At 64.9% G+C, this 24156-nt stretch carries 18 protein-coding genes; 10 read left to right on the top strand and 8 right to left on the bottom strand.

Annotated features, from left to right (window positions below):
• Positions 1–116: 116 nt before the first annotated feature.
• From E9536_RS21540 to E9536_RS21520, 5 genes are all read right to left on the bottom strand, one after another.
• Entirely contained in the window at positions 117–692 is a 576-nt protein-coding gene (locus E9536_RS21540; RefSeq protein WP_060193696.1) for an XRE family transcriptional regulator, read from the bottom strand.
• 270 nt (positions 693–962) lie between these two features.
• Entirely contained in the window at positions 963–1388 is a 426-nt protein-coding gene (locus E9536_RS21535; RefSeq protein ID WP_027792450.1) for a biopolymer transporter ExbD, read from the bottom strand.
• A gap of 9 nt (positions 1389–1397) precedes the next feature.
• The gene (locus tag E9536_RS21530; RefSeq protein ID WP_136470606.1) at positions 1398–1820 is read right to left on the bottom strand and encodes a biopolymer transporter ExbD; all 423 of its coding nucleotides are present in this window, start codon (positions 1818–1820) and stop codon (positions 1398–1400) included.
• 18 nt (positions 1821–1838) lie between these two features.
• Positions 1839–2732 carry a MotA/TolQ/ExbB proton channel family protein gene (locus E9536_RS21525; RefSeq protein WP_059696035.1) on the bottom strand — a complete coding sequence of 298 codons (894 nt, stop codon included), beginning with the start codon at positions 2730–2732 and terminating at the stop codon, positions 1839–1841.
• A 71-nt stretch (positions 2733–2803) separates the two neighbouring features.
• Positions 2804–3508, bottom strand: a complete 705-nt coding sequence (locus E9536_RS21520; protein WP_059688577.1) for an energy transducer TonB — start codon at positions 3506–3508, stop codon at positions 2804–2806.
• A 1124-nt stretch (positions 3509–4632) separates the two neighbouring features.
• Here E9536_RS21520 and E9536_RS21515 point away from each other — a divergent pair.
• The 7 genes from E9536_RS21515 to E9536_RS21485 all read left to right on the top strand — a co-directional run bounded on the left by E9536_RS21515 (position 4633) and on the right by E9536_RS21485 (position 14613).
• Positions 4633–7434 carry a TonB-dependent receptor gene (locus E9536_RS21515; RefSeq protein WP_136470605.1) on the top strand — a complete coding sequence of 934 codons (2802 nt, stop codon included), beginning with the start codon at positions 4633–4635 and terminating at the stop codon, positions 7432–7434.
• Positions 7435–7759: 325 nt separating this feature from the next.
• Positions 7760–8272, top strand: a complete 513-nt coding sequence (locus E9536_RS21510; protein ID WP_136470604.1) for a heme-binding protein — start codon at positions 7760–7762, stop codon at positions 8270–8272.
• A 300-nt stretch (positions 8273–8572) separates the two neighbouring features.
• Positions 8573–9343 (top strand): sorbitol dehydrogenase family protein, encoded by a 771-nt coding sequence (locus E9536_RS21505; RefSeq protein ID WP_247873483.1) that lies wholly within the window; start codon positions 8573–8575, stop codon positions 9341–9343.
• A 5-nt stretch (positions 9344–9348) separates the two neighbouring features.
• Entirely contained in the window at positions 9349–11001 is a 1653-nt protein-coding gene (locus E9536_RS21500; RefSeq protein ID WP_060085601.1) for a GMC family oxidoreductase, read from the top strand.
• Positions 11002–11005: 4 nt separating this feature from the next.
• On the top strand, positions 11006–12511 hold the full coding sequence (locus tag E9536_RS21495) for a cytochrome c (protein WP_081078869.1): 1506 nt from the start codon (positions 11006–11008) through the stop codon (positions 12509–12511).
• 517 nt (positions 12512–13028) lie between these two features.
• A complete protein-coding gene (locus E9536_RS21490) occupies positions 13029–13595 on the top strand; it encodes a TetR/AcrR family transcriptional regulator (RefSeq protein WP_124841073.1) in 567 nt (188 codons plus the stop codon).
• A gap of 49 nt (positions 13596–13644) precedes the next feature.
• On the top strand, positions 13645–14613 hold the full coding sequence (locus E9536_RS21485; protein ID WP_060193689.1) for a quinone oxidoreductase: 969 nt from the start codon (positions 13645–13647) through the stop codon (positions 14611–14613).
• 290 nt (positions 14614–14903) lie between these two features.
• Here the strand turns inward: E9536_RS21485 and E9536_RS21480 are convergent, their stop codons facing one another.
• The gene (locus E9536_RS21480; protein WP_027792441.1) at positions 14904–16328 is read right to left on the bottom strand and encodes a PLP-dependent aminotransferase family protein; all 1425 of its coding nucleotides are present in this window, start codon (positions 16326–16328) and stop codon (positions 14904–14906) included.
• 553 nt (positions 16329–16881) lie between these two features.
• Here E9536_RS21480 and E9536_RS21470 point away from each other — a divergent pair.
• Entirely contained in the window at positions 16882–19059 is a 2178-nt protein-coding gene (locus E9536_RS21470) for a DUF4132 domain-containing protein (protein ID WP_136470603.1), read from the top strand.
• 10 nt (positions 19060–19069) lie between these two features.
• Here E9536_RS21470 and E9536_RS21465 read toward each other — a convergent pair whose 3' ends face one another.
• Positions 19070–20482, bottom strand: coding sequence for a PLP-dependent aminotransferase family protein (locus E9536_RS21465; protein WP_060084110.1), 1413 nt, complete (start codon positions 20480–20482; stop codon positions 19070–19072).
• A 231-nt stretch (positions 20483–20713) separates the two neighbouring features.
• Here E9536_RS21465 and E9536_RS21460 point away from each other — a divergent pair, with 231 nt between their 5' ends.
• Positions 20714–21943: an FAD-dependent oxidoreductase gene (locus tag E9536_RS21460; RefSeq protein ID WP_136470602.1), complete on the top strand. Its 1230-nt coding sequence runs from the start codon at positions 20714–20716 to the stop codon at positions 21941–21943.
• A gap of 40 nt (positions 21944–21983) precedes the next feature.
• Positions 21984–23144: a branched-chain amino acid ABC transporter substrate-binding protein gene (locus tag E9536_RS21455; RefSeq protein ID WP_136470601.1), complete on the top strand. Its 1161-nt coding sequence runs from the start codon at positions 21984–21986 to the stop codon at positions 23142–23144.
• A gap of 30 nt (positions 23145–23174) precedes the next feature.
• Here E9536_RS21455 and E9536_RS21450 read toward each other — a convergent pair whose 3' ends face one another.
• Positions 23175–24083 (bottom strand): hypothetical protein, encoded by a 909-nt coding sequence (locus E9536_RS21450; protein ID WP_060174745.1) that lies wholly within the window; start codon positions 24081–24083, stop codon positions 23175–23177.
• Positions 24084–24156 lie beyond the last annotated feature (73 nt).

The raw sequence follows: 24156 nt of genomic DNA, 5'->3' as shown, positions 1-24156 counted from the left end.
GCCGGCTCCTTCGTTTGGCGCGGCCATCCCGACCGCACGCCTCACACGTTCCGTCCAAAAACATTCAGTAATACTTATGTAAGCACCCGGTGAAACGGATGCGTTTTCGTGTTCTCTCAGGCTCCGGCCGGCGCCCCGACCCAGACGATCACCGCTTCCTCGTTGGTGGCGTTGCTCCAGACCTGGGTCGGGGTCGACTCGTAGTGCGCGGCATCGCCCGCTTTCAGCACGACGGTGCGGTCGTCCAGCGTCAGCTCGAGCTCGCCGTTCATCACGTAGACGAATGCCTCGCCGGCGTAAGGTGCTGCTTCAGGCGTGGCCCGGCCGCGTGGAATCCGGAACAGCCTCGCATCCAGCTTCGTTCCGCTCGCCAGATGCGAAAGCTGTGCGAACGCACTGGCGAGCGACTCGACACCGCAGTGCTGCAGCGATTCGCACTGGCACGCCGGCGGCATGTCGCGCGACGCGCCGACGAAATGGTCGATCGTCACGCCCAGCGCCTTCGCGATGCCGACGAGCGTCGCGATCGACGGCATCGCGCGTCCACGTTCGATCTGCGACAGGAACGGTTTGGAAATGCCGGCCGCAGCGGCGGTTACATCCAGCGTGAGCTTGAGCTGCCGGCGCAGCGTGCGAATCTTGTTTCCCATCGAGGTGGCGACAAGCATCGATTCATCGGAAGACGAAACCATAGTGAGACACGAACCCGTAGTCGAAACTGTTTGATGAATACGCTCCCCCGGTCGACGCGATCGCAGTGCGCATTCAGCGCGACTGCGTACCGACGGAAACCGTGATCGCGCGGCGGACATTCGATGTTACGGCTTTCCCGGTTTTCACATCGCGTCGCTACATTTGCACTACTGATCGATATGGATTCCCGGTTGTCGTGTCGCATCGTCCGCTCCGTCAAGGGTTCGTCGGGCCTCGCAAGGTGCCGGTCTCCGGCCCTGCCGCCTGCTTCACGGCATGTACTGCTCGTTGCCGATGAGGCCGATCTTGGTCGCGCCGACACGCTGCGCGCTTGCCAGCACGCCGGCGACGGCCCGGTACGGCGCGAGCTTGTCCGGACGCAGGCGGATCTCCGCCTGCACGGGCTCCGCGGCGACGTGCGCGAGCTTTTGCTCGAGTGCCGCGCGATCCGGCACTCGCGCGCCGTTCCAGGTCGTCGCGCCATCGGCGGCGATGTCGATCTGCACGGCCTCCGGCGGCTTCGACGGTGGCGGCGGATTGCCGACCGGCAGGTCCATCCGGACCGAGTGCATCTGGATCGGAATCGTGATGATCAACATGATCAGCAGCACCAGCATCACGTCGATCAGCGGCGTGGTGTTGATGTCGACCATCACGTCCGGCTCGCCGCCGCCCGAAGATACGTTCATTCCCATCGTCGACTCCTACCCGCCGCGCGCCGGCGGCTCGGTGATGAAAGAAACCTTGGCGATGCCCGACCGTTCGCACGCAGTGATCACGCGCCCGATGAATTCGTAGCGCGTGTTCTCGTCGCCGCGTACGTGCACGTCGGGCTGCGGTGACATCTGCGAGATGCCCTTCAGCTTCGCGAGCAACGTCGGGCCGTCCACGTGCGTTTCGCCCCAGAAGAATTGCCCGTCGCGATTCACCGCGATTTCGATGCTTTTCGGCGTTGTCTCCAATGGCTGCACCGTTTCCTTCGGCAGCTCCAGCGGAATCGTGTGAGTCACGACCGGGATCGTGATCAGGAAAATGATCAGCAACACCAGCATCACGTCGACGAGCGGCGTCGTGTTGATGTTGGCGATCACGTCGTCGTTGTCGTCCTGCCCGACGTTCATGGCCATCGCGCACTCCCGCCTGCGTCAGTGCACGAGCGACGCGGCCGGCGTACCGGCGGCCCGCACCGTACGCTTGCCGCCCGCGAGCAGCACCGTATGCAGCTGTGCGCCGAAGTTGCGCACCCGCTCCATCAGCGACTTGTTGCGACGGACCAGGAAGTTGTAGCCGAGCACGGCCGGCACCGCGACAGCGAGCCCGATCGCCGTCATGATCAGCGCCTCGCCGACCGGGCCCGCGACCTTGTCGATCGACGCCTGCCCGGCGATGCCGATGGCCGTCAGCGCGTGATAGATGCCCCACACGGTGCCGAACAGGCCGACGAACGGCGCGGTCGATCCGACTGTCGCGAGGAACGCGAGACCGTCCTGCAGCCGGTTCGACACGTTGGTGATCGCGCGCTCGACCGAGACGTCGATCCACGTGTTGCGATCGACCGCCTCGAGCAACGCCGCGTCGTGATGCTCGCCGGCCTCGATCGCGGTCTCGGCGATGAAACGGAACGGCGACGCCTCGTCGAGCAGGCTCGCGCCGGCCGATAGCGACGGCGCGGACCAGAGCTGCTCGTCCGCGAGCTTCGCACGCCGGTTCGCGCGGAATTGCTCGAGGAACTTCGCGATCATGATGTACCAGCTGCCCATCGACATGATCACGAGCAGAATCAGCACGAATCGTGCGACGAAATCGCCGTTCTTCCACAGCGCGCCGAGCCCGTACGGATTCTCGACGGCCTGCGTCGCCGCCGGTGCAGGCGGCGGCAATGGCTCGTCCGCAGCCGCCTGCGGCGCGGACGCCGTCGCGGCCACGGCCACCGGCGCGCTCGCCTCGGCAAACGCCGGCTGCGGCGCAACCAGCGCCTCGAGCGCGACGGAGGATATCAACATGCAGGCCGCGAGTGCGGCCAGTGAACGCTTTGCCATACCTACTCCACTTATTTCGTTTAACTGATCGATTGAAATTCCCGTCCTGCCGCCCCAGGGCCCTGCACGGGTCAGTTCAGGTTGAACGAGAACGGAACCTGGACGCGCACCGGCTGCCCCTGCGCCATGCACTTGAATCGCTTGACCGTGTTGTAGGCAGCGCGATCCAGGACTGGATCGGCCGACTGCGACACCCGTACGTTGGTGACGTTGCCGTCCGCATCGACGACGAATTCGATCGTGACGTCGCCCGTGATGTTGTTTTCCTGCGCTTCCTTTGGATACTGCATCGATGCGCGCATCTGGTCGGAATTCGGGCAGACCACGCCGACTTCATGGCTGACCGGCTTCGCCGCCGGCGCCGGCGGCGCGACGACGGGTGCCTGCACGGCCGGCGCGGACGGCACGGGAGCGGCCTGATGCGTGATCGCTGCCTGCGGAGGCGCCTGCACCGGTACCTCCGCCGGCGGCACGAACGGCGGCGGCGGCAACGTCGCCTTCGGCGGCGGCAGCTTGACCACCGGCAAAGGCGGCGGAGGCGGCGGCGGCTTCACCGGTTCGATGATGCGGGTTTCGATCGGATGCTGGATAACCTGCACGACCTTGGTCGCGAGGCCGTTGAGGAGCGCGTAGACCAGCAACACATGCAGCAGCAGAACGGCCGCGATACCGCCGAAGCGGCGCACCGGGTTCCGCTGTTTCCCGCCGAACTGCCGCTGGCGCCCGGGCCTCGCCGGTCCGCCTCCGGACGCGAGCACGCCATCCTCGATCTTGATACCCACCTTCAGTCCCCCAACGCGAATGTCGCCGATGTACGATGCCCCACGGCCCGGATAGCGGCAGTGTCTGATTCGAAACCCGGAAAGCCCGATTTACTTATTTTCGAAAATACGATTCCTGCCCGTCGATCGCTCGATACGGGGAAAATACCTGCTCATCGAAATTGATTAGATTCCGGAGAATGAAACGGATGCCCGTCCGCTCGAGCAGAGACCGACGGAGTGCTACCCAGACGCAATCATGCGAATGGAAGGCAAAGATATTCGATAAGGAATTAATCCATCAAAAGACGCCACCCGTTGATTACAGAAGATATCAAGAAAAAATTTTGACCGTCAAACTTTTTTTGATGGAAAGACAAAAGTTTGATCACATCAAACTTTTCGAATTGACGACGACGAATGCGCGAGTTTAATTGCATCAAACATTCCCCATTTCAGTGCGCACGATAATCTGAACAAGTTTAATCACATCAAACTTCCACATGAATTTGTTCGTCGGAAGCGATGCTTCCCGAAGCAGGAGTCGACTCGAACGGGATCGGCATCTGGCGCCGTGCATCGCCGCCGAACTGCCGGGGCACGCATCATCTGCTGCCCCCAACACCGCGCACGTCGTACATTCCGGCGGATTGCAGGCCATTGATCGAGGCAAGCTCGGCCAATACGAGCGTGGTCGCGCCGGTTCCATGCACGACGATCGACCGTTGCGGCACGCAGCCCCGACGGAGTGAACCCGCGGCGAACGAACAGCCGCAACCTCGCACACCGCCTTAATCCGGATGTCTTTCCCTGTTTTCAAAAAAACAAATCCAATTCCAGCGTGATTTCAATTTACCCCACCCTATCCATATCAATACAAGCATCGATCATTTGCCCGACCAAAAATCGATCGATAAAGTCTCTCGCCACGTGTGCCGACCATTAATCTCGAATTCGGCACCCGATGGAAAAATTGAGCCACCCGTCACATTTCGGATTACATCCGTGATTCCGGGTGCTCGATCCGAATACAGGAATTGCGCGAACGACAGGGGGTTGCGAGTCGACATGCCATCGCAAACGGCATGGATACCCGGCAACTGCTGACCATTGAACTTGCTCGTCAACACAACTTGAAGATGCAAAACACGTCGCTCCATATCAAGAGCGTGGGCGCAATCGCGCTCTGCCTGTCCGGCCTCGCGACACCCTGGATGCCCGTCGCGGCACAGGAAGCCGCGTCGGGAGCCGCCGCCGCGCCGCCGAATGCGGCCAGCCCCTCCGCGCCGGCCCGTGGCGAGGCTGCCACGCAAAAACCGGCCACCGCATCGCTGAAGGCGTTTGTCGTGACGGGATCGCGCATTCCACGCTCCGAGAAGGAAGGGGCGACGCCCGTCACCGTCATTACCGGTCAGGAGCTCGAATCGAAAGGGTACCGAAACGTCTTCGACGCGCTCCAGTCGCAAACCCAGAATACCGGCTTCACGCAAGGCGCCGACTACGGCAACACGTTCACGCCGGCGGCGAATGCGCTCAGCCTGCGCGGCCTCGGCCCGAACCACACGCTCGTGCTCGTCGACGGCCGGCGCGTGGCGGACTACCCGATCGCGTACGACGGCAACGTCAACTTCGTGAACCTGGCCAACATTCCGTCGGCGATGATCGACCGCATCGAAATCCTGAACGGCGCGGCCTCCGCCGTGTACGGCTCGGACGCGATTGCTGGCGTCGTCAACATCATCATGAAGAAGCACATCGACGGCATCGAGGTCAACGTCAAGGGCGGCCGCACCTGGGACGGCGGCGGCGGCAACGGGCGGCTGCAGGTGTCGGGCGGCAAGGAATTCGGCGCGCTGAGCACGGTGTTCGGTCTCGAGATCAGCAAGACCAACCCGATCTGGTCGGGGCAGCGCGACTTCATGGCGTCGTCGACGCTCGAAGGCGAACCGCCGACCAAGACCTGGGCGCGCCAGAACCTCGACACGGGCCGCTACGTCGGCGCCGCCGGCGCGTGCGGCCCGCTCGCCGGCATCGGCGCATTCGGCGGCACCTCGACCGTCGGCACCCGCAATGGCGCGTACTGCGGCAGCGGCGGCGCGCAGCCGTCGTACTGGACGACGCAAACGAACAATGTCAGCGAGAACCTGTACGGCGGCGTCGAATACCGGCTGAGCGATCTCGTCACGCTGTTCGGCTCCGTGTCGACCGCCTGGAACCAGACCGAGAACAACACGCGCGGCCCGAGCTGGACGTCGGCCGCGGCGACGACCGGCTATTTCTTCAACCAGGAAACCGGCGCGAACGAGGCGTGGACCAAGCGCATCTCGCCCCAGGAAATCGGCGGCGCGTCGGTATGGAACAAGCACTGGAACGACGTCGCGGGCAACCTGATCACCGGCCTGCGCGGCAAAGTGCCCGACAGCAGCTGGAACTACGAGCTCACGTACAGCGCGTCCGGCTATCAGAGCCGCGCGACCGTGCCGCGCCTGCTGTCGAACGTCGACAGCTATTACCTCGGCCCGCAGCTCGGCACGGCCGCCGACGGCGCACCGATCTACGCGCCCAACGCCGCACGCTTCGCGACCCCGCTCACACCGAACCAGTTCGCGTCGATGTACGGTGAATCGACCAGCAGGAACAACACGTGGACGCAGACCTTCAGCCTCGCCGCCAACGGCAACCTGTTCTCGCTGCCGGCCGGCCCCGTGCGCGCCGCCGGCGTGATCGAATACGGCACGCAAGGCTTCAGCAATTCGATCGACCCTGCCCTGAACCAGGGCGTCTACTACAACGCCGCCGGCGCGACCGGTGCGAGCGGCAACCGCAAGCGCTACGCAGCCGCGGTCGAGCTGCGCGTCCCGATCCTGAGCCAGCTGACCGCGAACGTCGCAACGCGCTACGACGACTACTCGTTCGCGGGCACCCGCAACAACAAGCTGACCTACGACCTGGGGCTCGAATACCGGCCGCTGCGCGAGCTGTTGCTGCGCGGCAATTACGGCACGAGCTTTCGCGCGCCGGACATGAATTACATCTTCATGAGCCAGTCGAAGGGCTATTTCGAATCGACCACCGACTACTTCCGCTGCAACCAGTCGGGGAAATCGCTCGCCTCATGCGAATACGCGAACGTGTCGCCGGGCTCGAACTTCATTCAGAAGGGCAATGCGAACCTGAAGCCGGAAAACGGGAAATCATGGGGCGCCGGCTTCGTGCTCGCGCCCACGCCGGACATCGACCTGTCGGCCGACTACTACAACATTCGCATCGACAATCTGGTGACGACCATCGATCCGGACAACCTGCTGAGAACCGAGGCCGCGTGCCGAGCGGGGCAACTGAGCGCCAGCTCGCCCAACTGCGTGGACGCGCTGAGCCGCGTGATCCGCAACCCGCTGACGGCCGTGCTCGACCCCGGCGCGATCAACACGATCCTCGTGAACCCGATCAACGCCGCGATGGAAAAGACGACGGGCTTCGACCTCGGCGGCAAATGGCGTTTTCGCCTCGGCCGTGCCGGCACCTTCCTGCTGAGCGCCAACTTCACCAAGGTCCTGAGCCACAAATACCAGCAGTACACGAACGGCCCGGTACAGGATCTCCTGCATTCGCTCGCCAACCCGACCGGCAACCCCGAATGGCCGGACAAGCTCATGCTGAGCCTGACCTGGTCGATCCCGAAGTGGACGTCGACGGTGCAGCTCGAGCGCTACGGCAAGGTACCGAACGCCGCCCAGACCGCGTATCTGACGCCGACCACACTCGCGAACCTGAGCATCTCGCACCAGTTCTCGCGGGATACGTCACTGACCTTCGTGATGAACAACGTGTTCAATACGATCAAGCACGACGATTCCTCCGGCTGGCCGTACTACACCGTGGGCTACTACATGCCGTACGGCCGCACGCTGTGGCTCGAGTTCAGCCATCACTTCAGTTGATCCGGACGACACATGCCAGCCGCGGTATCGCTGGCCGGACCGGCCAGCGTTCTGCTACCCGCATGTGTGCGCAACGCCCCTGCCGGCGATGATCGATATCGGGGCGGACCTCCCCGCGCAGGTTCGTCTGCTGGCCGCCGGAAACCTCGTGGCGACACGCACCACCCCGCTTCGCTGCACGCTAACCCAGGATGCAATATATTTTCCCCGCGATCGCGACATGCCCCGGCAATCGAGCCGGGAAATGCATCGTCGCGGAATCGCATCGTGTTCATTCTCATTCACCGGCACCTGAAGTAATCAGGGACATCCGTATCGGCACTCCATGTTTTCGAATAAATTCCCGATTCTCATCGCAGCCAGCGCAATATTCGCGGCCCATGCATCAGCACGAACCACCGCGTCCGCGCCCGTCCCCGAACAACTGCCATACGACATCCCTTACGGCCCGCCCATCACGCTGACGCAGGCGCGTACCGCCATGGCCGCCGCCGAAACGGAGGCGCGACGCCGAAACTGGAAATACGCGATTGCCGTGGTCGACAGCGGCGGGAACCTGGTTTCGTGCGACAAAATGGACGGGACGCAACTCGCATCGGTTGAAATCGCGGAGGCCAAGGCGCGCGCGTCGGCTCGATTCCGCAGACAGACCCGGGATCTGCAAAACGCCATCAACAACGGCGCGACCGCCAATCTCAGCATCCCGGGGATTCTCGCGGGCGAAGGCGGCATCCCGATCGTGATCGACGGGCACCTGATCGGCGCGATCGGGGCCAGCGGTGGCGCGGGTGTGCAGGATAGTGTCATCGCGGCAGCCGGTGCCGCGGCAATCAAGTAAGTCGCACTCCCTCGCGCCTGTCGCAAAACCGTATCGTCGACGACGCTCGCGCTGCCGTCGCACTGCTCACTTCGGCAATACAGCAGTCGAATCCCGACGTTTTAATTACTTAAAGCTTTCGATTTTGTTCTGAATCGGTCGCAGCGGGCCGATACCGTGTTGAAAATACGCGATTCGACCGATATCGATACACTCCGCCGTTGCGATGAAATTTGAACGAGACACTGGACGCACGAATGGAACCGGTTCCATAATCTCGTGCCCGAATGCTGTCTCGCGTGAACAGATAAAAATCTCCGCATGCGGCGCCTGCAATTCCTCGTCCAGCCGGCAATGGTCGTTTGCCGATGCGCTCGGACAGGTAACGCAGCGCCGCGGGGGACGTATTCGGGTCGTTTCGGCCCGGAGCGGCTCCCGACGCGGAATATTCGGAAGAAAGAAAACATGCGAGCAACGACTCGCGAAAAAGACGAAAACGACATGGCCCCACACAAAAATGAATCGCGCATTTATGCGCGCGCCGGCATGACCCGTAGAGCGGTGCTGAAAATGATGGCGGCGGCGCTGACGCAAGTCGGATTGCTCACCGCCGCACCCGGACATGCATTCGCGCAGCAGCCGTCGTTCGACGCCCGGACCTTTCTCGCGCTGTCGAAAGCGCTCACCGGCCACGCGAATCTCGACCCGACGACGGCTGCTCGCCTCGTCGACGCATTCCGTCGCACGGACCCCGGCTTTGCCACGCGTGCAGCCGCGCTGGCGCAACGCGTCCGCGCCGGCCAGACACCCGCGCAACTGCTGGCCGATGCCGACGGCGCAGGCCTGCACGACACGGCGCTCGCGATCGTCGCCGCGTGGTACACGGGCACCGTCGGCCACGGCCAGAAGGCCGTGATGGTCGCCTATGCCGATGCGCTGATGTACGACACCGTCCACGACGGAATGAGCGCACCGACCTATTGTTCGAACGGCCCGCTATGGTGGACCGCCGAACCGCCACCGGCCGATGTCGCGCCGCCCCGCAAAACGGTTGCGTCAGCAACTACCAAGCACCCGCAACCGCACGCCTGAACCTCATGAGAACTCCTGTATTTGAATCGAACGGCGACGTATCGGCCGATGTCGTGATCGTGGGGTCCGGCGTGGTTGGCGGCCTGATCGCCGACCAGTTGGTCAGCCAGGGGCATTCGGTGCTGGTCATCGAATCCGGCTTGCGCATCGAGCGTGGTCAGGCGGTCGAGAACTGGCGCAACATGCCCTTCGACAATCGCGTGGGCTCCGACTTCCAGGGGCTCTACCCGCAGGCGCCGAATGCGCCTGCCCCGCTGTATTTTCCGAAGAACAACTACGTCGGCCTGAGCGGACGGGATGGCCAGAGTTTCCAGCAGGGCTATCTGCGCACCGTCGGCGGCACGACGTGGCACTGGGCCGCGTCGAGCTGGCGGCACCTACCGGTCGATTTCCGGATGAAGTCGACTTACGGTGTCGGCCGCGACTGGCCGATCTCCTATGACGACCTCGAGCCGTACTATTGCCGCGCGGAAGAGGAAATGGGCGTCGCCGGGCCGAGCGATCCGGCGATGCAGTCGCCGGCGCAGCGCAGCCGCCCGTATCCGATGGACATGGTGCCGTGGGGCCATGGCGACCGGCGCTTCGCCGAAATCGTCAATGCGCATGGCTACCGGTCGATCCCGATTCCGCAGGCGCGCAGCACGCGGCCTTGGCATGGCCGTCCGGTCTGCTGCGGCAACAACAATTGCCAGCCGATCTGCCCGATCGGCGCGATGTACAGCGGTATCCACCACATCGAGCGCGCGGAGCGCAAGGGTGCGAAAGTGCTCGCCGAATCGGTCGTCTACAAGATCGACACCGATGCGAACAATCGCGTGACGGCCGTGCACTGGTACGACGCGTCGCACAAGTCGCACAAGGCCAGCGGCAAGATGTTCGTGCTCGCGTGCAACGGCATCGAGACGCCGCGCCTGCTGCTGCTGGCCGCGAACGAACGCAATCCGCACGGCATCGCGAACGGCTCGGACCAGGTCGGGCGCAACATGATGGATCACTCGGGCTTCCACTGCACGTTCCTCGCGAACGAGCCGATGTGGCTCGGCCGTGGCCCCGCGCAGAGCAGCTGTATCGTCGGCCCGCGCGACGGCGATTTCCGCGGGCAGTATTCGGCGAACAAGATGATCCTGAACAACATCTCGCGCGTCGGGCCGGCCACGCAGCAGGCGCTGAAGCTCGGCCTGGTCGGCAAGGCGCTCGACGAGGAAATCCGGCGCCGCGCGATCTACGGCGTCGACCTGTCGATCAGCCTCGAACCGCTGCCGGACCCGAACAACCGCCTGACGCTCAGCAAGACACGCTTCGATCCGCTCGGCCTCGCGTGCCCCGACATTCACTACGACGTCGGCGACTATGTGCGGCGTGGCTACGACGCGGCATGCAAGCAGCTCACGCATATCGGCAGCCTGTTCGACGCGGTCGAGTTCAACATCACGAAGACGCTGAACGCGAACAATCACATCATGGGCGGCACCATCATGGGCTCCGATCCGAAGAACTCGGTCGTCGACGGCGACTGCCGCACGCACGATCACGCGAACCTGTGGTTGCCAGGCGGCGGCGCGATGCCGTCGGCGTCCGTCGTCAATACGACGCTGTCGATGGCGGCCCTCGGCCTGAAGGCTGCGGATTCGATTTCCGCGAGCCTCGCGAAGGGTTGATTCGATGACACACACGATCCAACGACAACTTCGCACGCTGCGCGGCGCCGGCTACCGCGCGGCCATCGCACTCGCGCTGTTCGGCAGCGTCGGCAGCACGCCCGCGTTCGCGCAGGAAACAGCGACTGGCGCGGCGTCGACGTCGGCCGACGCCGCGCTGATCGAAAAAGGCCATCAACTCGCGATCGCGGCGGACTGCATGGCGTGCCATACGGCGCTCGACGGCGGCAAGCCGTTCGCGGGCGGATACGGTATCGCGTCGCCGATGGGGCAGATCTATTCGAGCAACATCACGCCGTCGAAAACGGCCGGCATCGGCAACTACACCGAGGTGCAGTTCGCACGCGCGCTGCGCGGAGGCGTACGCGCGGACGGCGCGCGCCTGTATCCGGCCATGCCGTATACGTCGTACAGCGGCCTCAGCGACAACGACGTGCACGCGCTCTACAGCTACTTCATGCACGCCGTGAAGCCGGTCGACGAGCCCGCACCCGCGACGAACCTGCCGTTCCCGTTCGGCATGCGCGTCGCGATGACGGGCTGGAACATGCTGTTCCTGTCGGACAAGCGTTTCGAAGCCGATCCGGCGCACGATGCGCAGTGGAATCGCGGCGCGTACCTGACCAATGTGCTCGCGCACTGCAGTGCGTGCCATACGCCGCGCAATGCGCTGATGGCCGAAGACTTCAGCCGCAACCTGGGCGGTGCACAGCTCGGCGCGTGGTATGCGCCGAACATCACGTCGGATCCGGTGAGCGGCATCGGCGCATGGACCGACGACGAGCTGGTGTCGTACCTGAAGACCGGCCGCGCACCCGGCAAGAACCAGGCGGCCGGGCCAATGGCGGAGGCCGTGCAGAACAGCCTGCAGTATCTGTCGGACGCGGACCTGAAATCGATCGTCACGTATCTGCGCAGCACGAAGCCGATCCGCGACGAGCACGAATCCGAACCGGCATTCGCGCACGGCCGCGCGGTCAGCAGCGAAGCGACGTTGCGCGGCACGACCGCGTTGAATGCGAACGGTACGCTGACGACGGGTGAAGCGCTGTTCAGCGGTTACTGCGCGAGCTGTCACCAGGCCAACGGCAAGGGCAGCCCGAGTCAGGCCTATCCGTCGCTGTCGAACAATACCGCCACGGGCTCGCGCAATCCGTCGAACCTGATTGCGGCGATCCTGTACGGTGTCGATCGAGACGCGGGCGGCCAGCACGTGCTGATGCCCTCGTTCGGTGAGGATTCCTACGTCCAGCCGTTGAAGGACGATCAGGTCGCCGCGATCGCGAACTACGTGCTCGCGCAGTACGGCAACGCGAACGTGACCGTGACGCCCGACGACGTGGCCGTCGCGCGCAGCGGCGGCCCGGTTCCGCTGCTCGTGCGGGCCCGGCCGCTGATGCTCGCGGCGCCGGTGGTTGTCGTGCTGCTCGGTGTCTTCGCATTCGTGCTTCGCCGACGGCGGGCACGTCGTACGGTACGCTCGGCGATGACGTCCGGTGAGGTCGGATGATTGAGGATGTCAGGCATGCTGTTGGCGGACTGGCGGTCTTCTGACTTTCGGAAGAGACGTTGGTCATTCAGTCAACGGATATGGATGCAGGCGAGGCGCTCGCGTTCTCGCCGCCATCCGATACATGCAGGCAGTATCTGCACCGGTCCCCTTCATCGGTTATGAGTCTGGCGGTTCGGCGGTCTGTCCGGTTCGCACTGAGCCTGCACGAGATCGAAGAATTTGTACAAGGATGGACTAGATCAAACAGACGGCGCCAGATCGGCTGACTCAGTTCGGCGAATAGTTGCCATTCACGCAACACAGAAAGACGCCATTCCGATGGTCAGTTTACTTCGGAACCTGCCGGATGCGGGATGGAGGGACGTCGGCCAAAGCCAGCATTCGGTGATGTGGGGCTGTGGAGCAGATGCACCTCCCATTGCCGACACTCGCGAACCTGCGTAGTTGAATCTATGGCCAGCCCGGAACATCACCTTATTTTGACTGTTTGTTCCAGTATCGATAGAATGGCCTCATGGCTAGAAACAAAGAGTTCGATATTGACCAGGTCCTAGACGCCGCAATCGACGTCTTTCGCTCGCATGGCTATGCAGGCACCTCGGCCGGCATGCTGGTCGAAGCAATGCGGATCGGTCGACAAAGCTTGTACGACACATTTGGCGACAAGTGGGGGCTCTATTGCGCAGCAGTAAAGCGATACGGTGACACCGAACGTCAGGCGCACCTTGACGCGCTGAATCAAGGTCACAAGGCCATCGACGGTTTGCGCGCGATGATGAATCGCGTCGTGCATGAGGCCCGTCGGCCCTGTTTGGGTGTGGGTTCAATCAGCGAGTTCGGAGACTCGGAGCCGGAACTGACGATATTGCGCGAAGGGATCGGTAAATTCTTGCTCAAGGCGCTGACAAAAAGGGTGCAGGAGGCCCAGGCACAAGGTGACGTTTCACGGGAAGTTGACGCCGAACAGGCTGCAAGCTTTCTGGTTGCAAATATTGCTGCTATTCGGTTGTCGGCACGCGGAGGTGCCAGCGATCCGGAATTGGCATCCCTAGGCCGGTTGGCGATGCGAGTCTTGATGTGAAAATTTTTTGCCTTTTAATGGAACAATCATTCCAGTATTGGAGGGTGTGATGAGAGCAGTGGTGATGAACGGCGTTGGCGATGTAGACATGCTTGAGTATGTCGAGCGAAATGATCCGGTTCCTGGTCCGGATGAAGTGCTGGTCGGCATCGCTGTGGCTGGCGTGAATTTCATGGATATTGGAGTTCGCCAAGGAATGGCCTGGACCAACATGCCCAATCCTAAAATAATTGGCGTGGAGGGTGCGGGACGTGTGCTGGCACTGGGTGAGGGCGTGTCCGATCTTGAGGTCGGTCAGCGTGTGGCTTGGGCATATGCGCCAGGCAGCTATGCGGAAAAGGTCGTGCTGCCGGCGGCTGCGCTAGCGCAGGTGCCAGACGACATTGACGACCGTGTCGCGGCGTCGCTCATGATGAATGGCTTCACTGCCAGTCATTTCGCCACCGACTTCTATCCGATCCAGCAGGGCGATATCGCACTGGTGCATGCCGCCGCCGGGGGCGTAGGTTCGTTGTTGGCTCAAATCATCAAGTTGCGTGGCGGTACAGTCATTGGCCGTGTTTCGTCGGAATCTAAGGCTGCGTTAGCTAAAGCCGCCGGTGTGGATCATGTAATTGTGGATCGCGAGGGCAATTTCGTTGATGCCGTGATGGACATGACGGGAGGAGACGGCGTGCATGTGGTGTACGACGGCTCGGGACCGACGACATTCCAGGCGTCGCTTGATGTGTTGCGTTATTCAGGTACCTTTTGCTGGTACGGACCGGTTCTAGGAGCAGATGCGACGATAGAGCTGTTCCGGCTACCCAGGAGCATCAAGATCGGTTATGCCTCTTTCGCGAACCATATTCGGACCCCGGAGTTGCTGCGCTCGCATGCAGCGCAGCTGTTCAGTTGGGTGCGTGAAGGGGTTCTCAAGGTACACAATGGCGGCGTATACGCGTTGGCGGATGCGGCAAAAGCTCAAGCCGATATGTGGAGCCGTAAGACTTCTGGCAAGTTGCTGCTTATTCCATGATTTGACCTGCAGGAGACACCGAGCAGCGAGCATACTGACCGGGGTCTGAGTTTGCTGTTTCGTTATGCAAAACGTACAACTCGTTCACTCGCAACGGTATCTGACACTCGAGGCTTCACCGGCATTACCCCAAATCCGCGCAGCGACGCCTGCATGGCAGCTTCAACAGTGTGGCGTTGTCATGCCAACGCCAACGCGGCAAAGCTCATCGCCCTCCCCCCGCCAAACCAGAAACAAAGCCGGCCCCAAGCCGGCTTCGTCATGCCCCCTCGAGCAACAACACGCCCCCGTCACTTCATGCAAGCCGAGGCGAGCTTCCCCACCGCAATCACCGCCTGCTCGATCTCCGGCGACCAAGGGCTGCTGTAGTTGAGGCGGATGAAGTTCCGGTAGTTGTCTGTGATCGAGAACATGTAGCCGGGCCCGATCGTGATGCCCTGCTCCAGCGCGAGCTGGTACAGCCGCATCGCATCGACCTGCGCGGGCAACTCGACCCACAGCACATACCCCCCCGCCGGACTCGAGATGCGCGTGCCCTCCGGGAAAAACCGCGACACCATCGCCCGCATCAGGTTCGCCTGCTGCGCATACGCCTTGCGCAAGCGCCGCAGGTGATGCTCGTAACCGTCGCGTTCGAGAAACTCCGCGATCGCGAGCTGCGGCAACGACGGCGTCGCGAGCGTGTTCAGGAATTTCAGCTTCTCGACCTGATCGCGATAACGGCCCGGCAGCGCCCAGCCGATCCGGTACGCGGCCGTCAGGCTCTTCGAGAACGACGAGCAATGCAGCACGATCCCGTTGCGGTCATACGACTTCAACGAACTCGGATGTGCATCGCCAAAATACAGTTCGTTATACACACCGTTCTCGATCAGCGGCATTCCGGCCTTCGTCGCGAACTCGACCAGTTCGCGCTTGCGTTCGTCGGGCATCTGGAAGCCGAGCGGGTTCTGGAAGTTCGGCATCACCATGCACGCGGCGATCGGCTGCGACTTCGCGATCGCGGCCAGCGCCGCGATGTCGATCCCGTATTCCGGATGCGTCGCGACCTCGATCGCCTTCATCCCCATCCGCTCGATCGCGTGCAGCATCGCGTAGAACGTCGGCGATTCCACCGCGATCGTGTCGCCCGGTTTCGCCACCGCCTGCAGGCACAGGTTGATCGCCTCCGTCGCGCCCACCGTCACGATGATCTCGTTCGGGTCCACCGACATCCCGTTTTCCAGGTAGCGGCGTGCAATCTGACGGATCAGCCGCGGATGCCCGGGCGGCAATCCGTCCGTCACGCCCCACAGCGACTTGTCGCGGCCGGCTGCATACGCATAGCGGTTCAGCTTCTCGAACGGGAACAGGCTCGGGTCCGGGTACGGCGAGCCGAGCGGCACTGCGTCGTCGGTGCCGATCGAGCGCAGCGTCGACAGCACGAGCCGGCTCACGTCGACCGACGACGAGATCGCGATCGGCTTCGACGGCCGCAGCTCGCGCACCGGCGCATGGCCGTCGTCGCGCCGCAGGTTCACGAAATAGCCGGACTGCGGGCGGCTTTCGAGCAGCCCGCGGCTTTCCAGCAGCAGATACGCGTGCAGCACGGTCGTGATGCTGATCCGGTGCTGCTGGCTTGCCTGCCGCACCGACGGAATCCGGTCGCCGTGCCGGTACACGCCCTGGCGGATCAGGCGCTCGATGTCGTCCGCGAGCTTTTCATAGAGTTTCATCGCGTGCCTCCCGCCGGCCTGCGCAGCCGCCCCGCCCCGCTGCGCGCATCCGATACGCACGGGTTCCGCCCGTCGACCGGGCCATCGTGGTTCCTGATCTTTCCCTCCGGTTTTGCCTTTTCCATCGCACTGGCTCGCTCTTGAAGATGCGCCAACAGGGTTCCGGTACGACTGGATCTGCGGCACTGTGCCCTTGATGATGGAATCTTAAGAGCAGAACAGTTGGCGACGAGTACACACATCGTCCACGCGAACAAGAGTACAGTTCGGCGCGAATCGCGCATCGCGGGAGAACTGTACGTCTTATGAAATGGCCGGGCCGCCGGAAGCGGCACACAGCGTGGCCGGATCGGCCCGGAACGCCCGCCGCACGGCCTTCCGCCCGACCGCATCAATTGGGGTGCAATACTGTGCGTCCGCTCGGTTTTCATTCCCGGAGTCAGACCATGCAGTACACGATCGAACAGGCATCCGACCTCGGCGGCGTGATCCGCACCGCCCGGAACGTACAGAAATGGCGCAGGAACGACGCGGCCGGCACCGAGGCCCACGGATGACTGATCGCGCCCTCGTCGACGAGCTCGTCGCGCGGCTGACCGGCCGCACCGACCATCCGCACTTCACCGGCGCGCCGATCGACCTGTCGACGCTCGACGCGCACGCACTCGGCGCGGTCTGGCCGGCCCTGCGCCGTGTCGAGTACGAGATCATGCTGCACGACCAGGCATTCGAGGATCCGCGCGCCGATTTCTCGCGCTGGCTGCACCGGCAGATCGATGCGCTCGGACTCGTGCCGCTCGTCGACGCCGATGCCGCGCTCGAACTGTTCCGCGACATCCCGGCCGGCGGCTGGAAACGTGCACTGGAGGAATTGCCCTGCCTCGACGCGCCGCCGTCGCCCGCGCTGCAGGCCGAACTCGCGCGCATCGCGGGCGAGCCGGAGGAAGGCGACGTGCGCACCGAGTCCAGCACGTATGGCGTGTATACGCTCGACCGGTTCGCCGGCCGCCGCGACTTCTCCGCGCGACGCGACACGTATGCGCGGGCTCTGGCGGATTCGCCGTTTCGCGTGCGCGAACTCGACGTGCTGCCCGAACTCGGGCTGGCCGGGCTGCTCGCGCTGGCCGCGACGAACAACGGTTATTTCGCGCCGAGGCGGTTGTGGCTCGACTTGAGCGATCCGGCCGTCACGCTCGCGGAAGACGCCGCGTATGTCGCGTTCGCGCGCGATGCGCTGACGGAAGCCGCGCAACACGTGGCGGCGCTCCATGCGGGCGCCGCCCCATACGAGGCCGATCGTGCATTCACGACCGACGACGCGCAGGTCGTCGCCCGCGCCGCCCGTGTGGCCGCCTATCGCGACGAAGCGTGGCTGCGCCCGCTGATCGGGCCGCTGCTGACCGGCGTGTGCGTCGCGCCGACGGCCGCGAAGACCGCGCCGTCCCAGTCGCTCGCGATCGCGCTCGGCCACGCGGTCGAGACGATCCCGACCCCCGAAGGCGTGCGCGCGCTGCGCGACGCACTCGCCATCGTGCGTCACGCCGGCGTGCAGAAGAAGCTGGCACGCAACCTGAAGCCGGCCGAACGCGCGCTCGGCGAGCGGCCGCACACCGCGCTGCGCATGACGCTCGACGCAAAGCCCGACAAGAAACAGCTCGCGATGCTCGCGACCTGCATGGAAGCCGGCTTCTGGCAGTCGATGACGCTCGGCCACGCCGAATGGCGCGAGCGCCTCGTCGATGCGCCGGCCGGCGCCGCGTTCGCGGCACGCACGATCTGGCACGCGCGAGGCCGCGATGGGTCGACGCAGTCGTTCATGCCCGAGATCGCAAAGGGCAAGGTCGTGCTGCGCGACGCGGCCGGGCACGCGATCGACATCGCCGGCGACAGCGACATCCGGCTATGGCATCCGCTGCTGGCCGATGCGGACGAGCGGCTCGCGTGGCAACGCGCGATCGTCGGCCGCACGCTGCGGCAGCCGGTCAGGCAGGCCTTCCGCGAATACTACGTACCGGCCGACGGCGACGCGTCCGCCAGCGATTCCGCAATGTTCGAAGGCCACGTGCTGTCGAGCCGGCCGCTGGTCGGCGTCGCGCGTCGCGAAGGCTGGTCGATCCGCGCGTACGACGACGGGCTCGTCCGCGAATTCGGCGACGTGCGCGCGACCTTCTTCGTCGATGCGCGGCTCTATCCGGGCTCGGAAAGCCACGGCACGTCGCGCCGGCTGCACTTCGAACGCCGGCACGACCGGCACTGGATACCGCTGCCGATCGGCGAAATCGATCGCGTGGTGTTCTCGGAAGTGGCGCGCGCGGTCGATCTGCTCGTCAGCGTCGCCGCGTTCGCGCTCGACGACGACACAACACGCGCGGCGACGGCCGCGCTCACGGTCGACCCGGTGCGCCAACGCGAGCTCGAAGCACAACGCTGGCAGCGCCTGAACCGGTTGTCGGACGTGCCGCTGGGCACAATGGCGCGGCATCGCCGGCACGTGCTGTCGCTCGTGTTCGCCGGGCCGGTGGCGCAAGGGAAGATGACGATCGATGAACGGCATGTGCGCGTCGGCGCGTGGTCGGTGCATTGCGCGACCGGACGTGTGATGCGCGACGGCGAACCCGTCGATGCCGCGATCGAGCCGCCGCCGTCGCCGCTGCGCGCGGTGCCGTGGCTGCCTTACGACGAAGCGCTGCTGCAGCGGATCGTCGACGTCGTCGCGGGGTTGCTCGATTGAGCGGCCGCCGTCAGATCGAACCGAACAGCGCGCGCGGCCGGTCCTTCAACGTGCCGGCGAGAATCCGCAGCCCGTTGACGAGTTCGTCGCGCGAGGCCGGGCACGCGAGGTTGATGCGCACGCCGTGCTCGATCTCCGCGCGATCGACCGCGAACGTCGACGACGGCATCACGATCACGCCGCGCGCCTTCGCGTTCGCGGCGAAGTCGTCGGCGCGCCACGGCGGCGGCAGGCGCAACCACACGAACATGCACGCCGGGTCGGATTTCAGCTGGCCGGCCGGCAGCAGCTCCCGCGCGAGATCGACGCGCGCGCGGATCTCCGCGAGTTGCGCGCCCATGATCCGCTCGGCGGTGCCGTCCTCGATCCACACGGTCGCGATCAGCATCGACGTGGGGGCCGGCATCCATGCGGTCGTGCGCACCGCCTCCGCGCACAGTGCAACGCTGTCGCGCGGGCAGCTCAGGTAACCGAGGCGCAGCCCCGGCGCGAGGATCTTCGACGTCGCGCCGATATGAAACGTCAGCTCGGGGCACAGCCCCGCGATCGCCGGCAACCGGTCGCGCACGAGCGGGCCGTACACGTCGTCCTCGATGATCGTCACGTGATGGCGGCGCGCGATGTCGACGAGCGCCATCCGGCGCGCGAGGCTCATCGTCGTGACGGTCGGGTTCTGCAGGTTCGGCACGACGAAGATCGCCTTGACCGGCATGCGCTGGCAGATCCGCTCGATCTCGTCGGGCAGCAGGCCGTCGTCGTCGGCGGGCGCGCTGACGATCTCGAACTGGAACACCGGCGCGAGCGCCTTGAGCCCGTAATACGTGAGGCGGTCGGCCACGATCACGCCGTCGGTGCCGATCAGGCTGTTCAGCACCGCGTACAGCCCGTGCTGCGCGCCGCTCGTGACGACCACCTGGTCGCGCGACGGCACGAAGCCCGGCGCGGCGAGCCACTGCGCGCCGGCGGCACGCGCCCAGTCGGGGCCCTGCGGCGGCTGGTATTCCTGGAGGGCGGCGAAACGCGGGTCGTTCGGCAGCGTGCCGAACGTCTGCGCGAGGCTCGCGAGAAACTCGCCGGTGGCCGGGCGGTTCACCGTCAGGTCGATCACGCCGTTGCCCGCCGCGAGCGACGCGCGGGCCGGCTCGATGCTCGGCATCGCGCCGCCGGTGACGAGCGAGCCGCGCCGTTTGCTGCCGATCACGAGGCCGCGCAGCTGCAATTCCTTGTACGCACGGGACACGGTCGACACGTTGATGCCGAGCTCGGTCGCGAGCTGGCGCTGCGGCGGCAGGCGGCTGCCCGGCGGATACATGCCGCTGCGGATTTCCTCCTCGATCGAGCTCGATACCTCGACGTAGGTCGGCCGCTTCGCCTGCGCCGGCGCGCCGCCGTCGCGCTCGCCGGAAAGTTTGTCTGATGCCATTTATCGCCCGTGACCACACAAAAAGCGTTTGTCTGCCATTTTGACCTGCCCAGCGATTGTATCCGACATCCCCCTTCCGTCAAACGTCAGTTGAAAAGTCTGTCGAATCAGCCAGTTGGAATCGGGTAAACACTAGCGCCACACAATCTCATTTTGATTGCACACAAAAAATTACTGTGTGATTCTTGATCGCAACTTTGTGTGAATCATGTGGACCGGAGGGAACGCGTCATGGCGAATGTCGCCATCGTGGGTGCAGGCTTCATCGGGCTCGGCGCGGCGGCATGGCTGCAGCGCGACGGGCATCGCGTGACGCTGTTCGATCCGGCCGGCATCGGCCAGGGCGCGTCGTTCGGCAATGCCGCGACGTTCGCGCCGTACGGCTGCGTGCCGGTGAACGGCCCGTCGGTGTTCCGCGACATGCCGCACTTCCTGTTCGCCGCCGACAGCCCGCTGCGCATCCGCTGGCCGTACCTGCTGCACGGCGCGCCGTGGCTCGCGCGGTTCCTGCTCGCATCGACGCCCGCGCGCCACGCACGCAGCGCGACCGCGCTGGCCGCGCTGCTATCGCGCGCCGCCGACGGTTATGCGCCGCTGCTTGCACCGTCGCGGCTCGCCGCGTTCGTGCGGCCGCGCGAATGCCTGTACCTGTATGCGCAGCAGGCGTCGTTCGACGCCGCGCAGCCGTCGCTCGCGCTGCGGCGCCGGCTCGGCGTGCCGTTCGAAACGCTCGACGCGAGCGCGATCCGCCGGCTCGAGCCCGCACTCGCGCCGATCTTCACGCGCGGCGTGCTGTTCGTCGGAAGCTGGCACTTCTCCGATCCATGCGGATTCCTCGGCGCCCTGTTCGCGCACCTCGCCACCGGCGGCGCCGCGCTCGAACGCGCGCGCGTCGAACGGATCGAGCCCGCCGGCGACAGCGTGAACGTGCATGCGGGCGGTGCCGTGCGCGCGTTCGATCACGTCGTCATTGCCGCCGGCGCCCGCTCGCGCGCACTCGCGGCCGCGTGCGGCGATACGGTGCCACTCGATACCGAGCGCGGCTATCACGTGCAATTCGGCGCGCACGAGCCGATCGTCTCGCGGCCGGTCGGCTGGGCCGAGCGCGGCTTCTACATGACGCCGCTCGACGAAGGGCTGCGCGCGGCCGGCACCGTCGAACTCGGCGGCTTCGACGCGCCGATGAATCCGTCGCTCGTCGCGCTGCTCACGCGTTCCGCGCGCGAAGCCGTGCCGTCGCTCGGCGCACCGACGCGCAGCTGGCTCGGCTTCCGGCCGACGCTGCCGGACGGCGTGCCCGTGATCGGCCGCGCGCGGCGCAGCGCGCGCGTGATCCATGCATTCGGCCATCAGCATCTCGGCGTGACGCTCGCCGGCATCACCGGGCAAATCGTCGCCGACCTCGTCGCCCAGCGCGCACCGCCGCTGGACCTCGCACCGTACCGGGCCGCGCGATTCTGACGCGCGCCGCGACTTTCACCACTGCAAGGAGGCATCCATCATGAATCGTCGTAACTGGCTGGCTTGGCTGGCCGTCTGCTCGATCGGCACGGTCGGCGCATCCGCGCAGGCCGCGGACCCGGAAACCGTCAAGATCGGCTTCGCCGGCCCACTGACGGGGCCCGTCGCGCGCGTCGGCAAGGATCTGCAATACGGCGCGCAACTCGCGCTCGACGAAGAAAACGCGAAACATCCGACCGTGGGCGGCAAGCCCGTGCGCTTCGTGCTCGACGTGCTCGACGTGCAGGACGACCAGGCCGATCCGCGCATCGCGATCCAGGTCGCGCAGAAGCTCGTCGACGACGGCGTGGTCGGCGTGATCGGCCACTACAACTCGGGCTGCAGCATTCCCGCGTCGGCCGTCTACAAGCAGGCGAACGTCGCGATGATCACGCCCGGCTCGACCAATCCGCAGCTGACGATGCAAGGCTTCAAGAACGTGTTCCGCACGATGGGGCACGACGGCGTCGGCGGCGTGGTGGCCGGCCGTTTCGCGGTCGAGCAGCTGAAGGCGAAACGGATCGGCATCATCGACGATCGCACCGCGTTCGGCCAGGGTCTCGCCGACGCGTTCGAGAAGGGCGTGAAGGATGCGCACGGCAGCATCGTGTCGCGCGAATACACGAACGACAAGGCCGTCGATTTCCGCGCGATCCTGACGACGATGAAGAGCAACAACGTCGACCTGCTGTTCTTCGGCGGCCTCGACGAACAGGGCGCGATGCTCGTCAAGCAGATGCGCTCGCTCGGCATCCGCGCGCAGCTGTTCGGCGCCGGCGCATTGAAAAGCAATGCATTCCTGAAGATCGCCGGCACCTCGGGCGAAGGCACGCAGGATCTCGAACCGGGGCCGGCGCTCGACAAGCTGCCGTCCGCCGTCGCGTTCGCGCAGCGGTACAAGGCACGCTTCAACCAGGATGTCGAGCTCTATGCGCCGTTCTCGTACGACGCGGCGCTCGCGATGATCGCGGCGGTACGCAAGGCCGATTCGCTCGATCGCGGCAAGATCGTCGCGAGCCTGCCCGGCGTATCGGTCACCGGCGTGACCGGAAAGATCTCGTTCGACGAGCGCGGCGACCTGATCAAGCCGCCGTACACGCTGTTCCGCGTCGAACAGGGGCAGTGGCACAGCATCCGCACGGTCGGCGGCGCGTCGAACTGACGCGCGGCGGCGCGACCGGGAACCACACCGTCATCGCGCCGCCTGCTGCCGCTGCACCTCCTGCGCTTTCATCTGCAGATACGCGCCGCGCTCGACCTCGTGCAGTTGCTGCGGATACTGCTCGGTCGCGTCGAACCAGCGCGCGAGGCGCTGGTCGAGCGGCTTGTCGAGCGTCGCGAGATACGCATCGATCGCGAGGTAGTAGCGCATCGTGTTGCGCTCCAGCAGCCCGCGCACGCCGCCGACGTACTGCGGCTGCGCGGCCGATCCGCCGACGTTCGTGAAGCCGACCTTGTCGCTGCCGACGGTCGCGAGGTAGGTCTTCATCGCCATGCGGCCGACCGTGCCGAAACCATACGAATACGTGAGATGCAGGAACGTGCGCGACGCGCCGACCGGCACGGCCTCCAGCGCGATCCGGTAATCCTTCGTGCCCATCGGGCCGCTGTCGGCGGTCAGGTCGACCTGGAAATAGTCGGGCGATGCGGCCGCCACGCGATAGCGGAACTGCACGCGATAGGTGTCGGACAGCTTCTGCTGGATCTTGCGGCCGAGGTTCACGTCGAGCACCGGGCCGTTGCCGCCGCCCGATGCATGACAGTATTTCGTGTTCAGGTGCAGGATCAGCACCGCGCACCAGTTCGCGGGGCCCTGCGCGGGATCGTCGAGTTGGCCGCTCACGACCGCGAACGGATAGTCGACCACCGCGTAGATGTCGCCCTTCAGCGACGACGACGCTTCCGTCGATTCGAGCACCAGCGGCCGGTGAAACGCGTTGTCCTTCAGTTGCGCGCCGAGGCTGCGGTAACGGTCGAGCAGCGCCGCCGCATCGTCCGCGCCGAACGACAGCGCGCTCCAGCCCGTACACAGGGCCGCGACGAGCGCGTACCAGGCGCGGCGGGCGAGCCACGTGCCGCGCGGATGTCCGGATGTCTTCATTCTTGTGCTCCCGCCTGGCGCGCGATGGTCGCGCGCATGTGTCACAGAATACGCCTGGCCGCAGCGCAACATT

The organism is Burkholderia sp. LS-044, from assembly GCF_004803625.1.
Taxonomy (GTDB): domain Bacteria; phylum Pseudomonadota; class Gammaproteobacteria; order Burkholderiales; family Burkholderiaceae; genus Burkholderia; species Burkholderia cepacia.
The sequence above is the reverse complement of the archived record's forward strand: the minus strand, read 5'-3'. Positions and strand labels throughout refer to the sequence as shown.

What these genes read in the sequence shown, in the direction of transcription:
- E9536_RS21540 (WP_060193696.1), bottom strand. Translation starts at nt 692, where the DNA reads ATGGTTTCGTCTTCCGATGAATCGATGCTTGTCGCCACCTCGATGGGA.
- E9536_RS21535 (WP_027792450.1), bottom strand. Translation starts at nt 1,388, where the DNA reads ATGGGAATGAACGTATCTTCGGGCGGCGGCGAGCCGGACGTGATGGTC.
- E9536_RS21530 (WP_136470606.1), bottom strand. Translation starts at nt 1,820, where the DNA reads ATGGCCATGAACGTCGGGCAGGACGACAACGACGACGTGATCGCCAAC.
- E9536_RS21525 (WP_059696035.1), bottom strand. Translation starts at nt 2,732, where the DNA reads ATGGCAAAGCGTTCACTGGCCGCACTCGCGGCCTGCATGTTGATATCC.
- E9536_RS21515 (WP_136470605.1), top strand. Translation starts at nt 4,633, where the DNA reads ATGCAAAACACGTCGCTCCATATCAAGAGCGTGGGCGCAATCGCGCTC.
- E9536_RS21510 (WP_136470604.1), top strand. Translation starts at nt 7,760, where the DNA reads ATGTTTTCGAATAAATTCCCGATTCTCATCGCAGCCAGCGCAATATTC.
- E9536_RS21505 (WP_247873483.1), top strand. Translation starts at nt 8,573, where the DNA reads ATGCGGCGCCTGCAATTCCTCGTCCAGCCGGCAATGGTCGTTTGCCGA.
- E9536_RS21500 (WP_060085601.1), top strand. Translation starts at nt 9,349, where the DNA reads ATGAGAACTCCTGTATTTGAATCGAACGGCGACGTATCGGCCGATGTC.
- E9536_RS21495 (WP_081078869.1), top strand. Translation starts at nt 11,006, where the DNA reads ATGACACACACGATCCAACGACAACTTCGCACGCTGCGCGGCGCCGGC.
- E9536_RS21490 (WP_124841073.1), top strand. Translation starts at nt 13,029, where the DNA reads ATGGCTAGAAACAAAGAGTTCGATATTGACCAGGTCCTAGACGCCGCA.
- E9536_RS21485 (WP_060193689.1), top strand. Translation starts at nt 13,645, where the DNA reads ATGAGAGCAGTGGTGATGAACGGCGTTGGCGATGTAGACATGCTTGAG.
- E9536_RS21480 (WP_027792441.1), bottom strand. Translation starts at nt 16,328, where the DNA reads ATGAAACTCTATGAAAAGCTCGCGGACGACATCGAGCGCCTGATCCGC.
- E9536_RS21470 (WP_136470603.1), top strand. Translation starts at nt 16,882, where the DNA reads ATGACTGATCGCGCCCTCGTCGACGAGCTCGTCGCGCGGCTGACCGGC.
- E9536_RS21465 (WP_060084110.1), bottom strand. Translation starts at nt 20,482, where the DNA reads ATGGCATCAGACAAACTTTCCGGCGAGCGCGACGGCGGCGCGCCGGCG.
- E9536_RS21460 (WP_136470602.1), top strand. Translation starts at nt 20,714, where the DNA reads ATGGCGAATGTCGCCATCGTGGGTGCAGGCTTCATCGGGCTCGGCGCG.
- E9536_RS21455 (WP_136470601.1), top strand. Translation starts at nt 21,984, where the DNA reads ATGAATCGTCGTAACTGGCTGGCTTGGCTGGCCGTCTGCTCGATCGGC.
- E9536_RS21450 (WP_060174745.1), bottom strand. Translation starts at nt 24,083, where the DNA reads ATGAAGACATCCGGACATCCGCGCGGCACGTGGCTCGCCCGCCGCGCC.